Origin of the sequence: Streptomyces sp. (genome assembly GCF_031178505.1) — a bacterium.
Taxonomy (GTDB): Bacteria; Actinomycetota; Actinomycetes; order Streptomycetales; family Streptomycetaceae; genus Streptomyces; species Streptomyces gulbargensis.
In genome coordinates this window covers 1-2031 of record NZ_JAPSIW010000979.1, presented here as the reverse complement: position 1 = coordinate 2031, position 2031 = coordinate 1, and the positions used below count along the sequence as shown (strand labels likewise).

Sequence of the window (2031 nt, the reverse complement as noted above, 5' to 3'; positions counted from 1 at the left end):
ACCCGCACCCCCGGACACCGGGCGAGCAGTTCCTCGGCCAGGCCGGCCACCGGCCCCAGCAGGTGCTCACAGTTGTCCAGCAGAAGAAGCATCCGGCGTCCCGCGCAGTGCTCCACGAGCCGCGCGACGGGGTCGCCTCCGCCGCGCAGCTCCTCGGCCCCGGCTCCGCGCAGCACGGTCTCCCGCGCCCCGACGGCGGCGAGCACCGCCTCGGGAACGGCGTCCGGGTCCCGTACGGCGGCGAGTTCGGCCACCCACACCCCGTCGGGCCAGGCCCCGGCGACCCGCTCGGCCACCTCCTGCGACAGCCGGGTCTTCCCGGCCCCGCCGGTCCCGAGCAGCGTCACGAGCCGGGACGAGCCGAGAGCCTCCCGGATCGCGGCGATCTCCTCCTCCCGCCCGACGAAGCTGGTCAGCCGCGCCCGGAGATTGCCGGGCGGGGCGGGGGCCGTCCCGTGCTCCCCCGGAGGCGTGGGACCGGACCCGGTCCCGGCGGCGGGTGCCGCCTGCGGACGCAGGAGTTCGGCGTGGAGGGCGAGGAGGGGCGGCGACGGGGTGGTGCCGAGGCGGGCGGAGAGGGCGCGGCGGAGGCTCTCGTAGGCGGCGAGCGCTTCCGCCGGGCGGCCCGTGGCGCGCAGGGCGCGGATGCGCAGGGCGTGGAGGGGTTCGTCGAGGGGGTGGGCCGCGCAGAGGGCGGTGAGGTCGGGGAGGGCACCGGCCGCGTCGCCGAGGGCCAGGGCGGCGCCGAGGCGGGCGCGGCGGGCGTCGAGGTGGCGCGCCTCCCACCGGGCGGCCTCCGTCTCCCGGTCCGGCAGGTCGGCGAGGGGCGGCTCCCGCCACAGGCCGAGGGCCTCGTCCAGGAGGGCGGCGGCGCGGTCCGGGTCCCCGGCGTCGAGCGCGGCGGTGCCGTCGGCGGTGAGCCGTGCGAAGCGGTGGAGGTCCACGTCCGCCGGATCGGCGGCGAGGCGGTAGCCGCCCACGGCGGAGACCACCCGGTCCGGGCCGATCGCCCGGCGGAGCCGCCCGACGAGGGCCTGGAGCGCGGCGACGGCGTCGGCGGGCGGCTCCGTGCCGTGCCACACCTCGTCGACGAGGGTGCCGGCGGGCACGGTCCGGCCGGCCCGCAGGGCCAGGACCGTGAGGAGCGCCCGCAGCCGGGCGCCGCCGACCGCCACGCCGGTGCCGTCGGGGGCGTGGACGCGGGTCGGGCCGAGGACGGAGTAGCGCACGCCCCCATTCTCCGTGAACGCCGTCCCGCCCCGGACCCTCCCCGTCCCGCCCCGGCACCTCGGGGGTGGAACTCCCGCGGCCCACCGGTACGTTTCCCGCAGACCGATGCTCCGCCCGCCCACTCCTCCGTCCCCTGGGAGCCCCCGATGACCACGGCCACCACCCGGCGCCACGAGCGGCGGGTCAGCCCCGTCTTCCTGGCGATCCTCGCCGTCATGGCCGTGACCGGCTGGGCGGTGTGGACGGACTTCGCCGCCTCCCCCGGCCTGGCCGTCTTCCTCTTCGTGGTCTCGGCGTGGGTGGTGTCGCTCTGTCTCCACGAGTACGCGCACGCCCGCACGGCCCTGCACGGCGGCGACATCACCGTGGGCGCCAAGGGCTATCTGACGCTGAACCCGCTGGCGTACACCCACGCCGTGCTGAGCGTCGTCCTGCCGCTGCTGTTCGTGATCATGGGCGGCATCGGTCTGCCGGGCGGTGCGGTCTTCATCGAGCAGGGGAGGATCCAGGGCCGCTGGAAGCACAGCCTCGTCTCGGCTGCGGGCCCGCTCGCCAACGTCCTCTTCGCCCTCGTCTGCACGGCGCCGTTCTGGCTGGACGCGCTCGACGGCGTGCCGGCCGCCTTCCGGTACGCCCTGGCCTTCCTGGCGTTCCTCCAGGTGACGGCGGCGCTTCTGAACCTGCTGCCGGTTCCGGGGCTCGACGGCTACGGGGTGCTGGAGCCCTGGCTGTCGTACAAGGTGCGGCGGCAGGTCGAGCCGTACGCGCCGTACGGCTTCTTCGTGGTGATCGCCCTGCTGT

Annotated in this window: 2 protein-coding genes; one reads left to right on the top strand and one right to left on the bottom strand. The window is 76.9% G+C overall.

The window, feature by feature from the left end:
• The coding region (locus RIF68_RS35305; RefSeq protein ID WP_309055664.1) for a BTAD domain-containing putative transcriptional regulator at nucleotides 1-1229 on the bottom strand (1229 nt) is incomplete at its 3' end.
• Between the two features lie 147 nt (nucleotides 1230-1376).
• Between RIF68_RS35305 and RIF68_RS35300 the strand changes: the two genes are divergently transcribed.
• Nucleotides 1377-2031, top strand: a 655-nt coding sequence (locus tag RIF68_RS35300; protein ID WP_309055662.1) for a site-2 protease family protein, incomplete at its 3' end; no start/stop codon positions are given.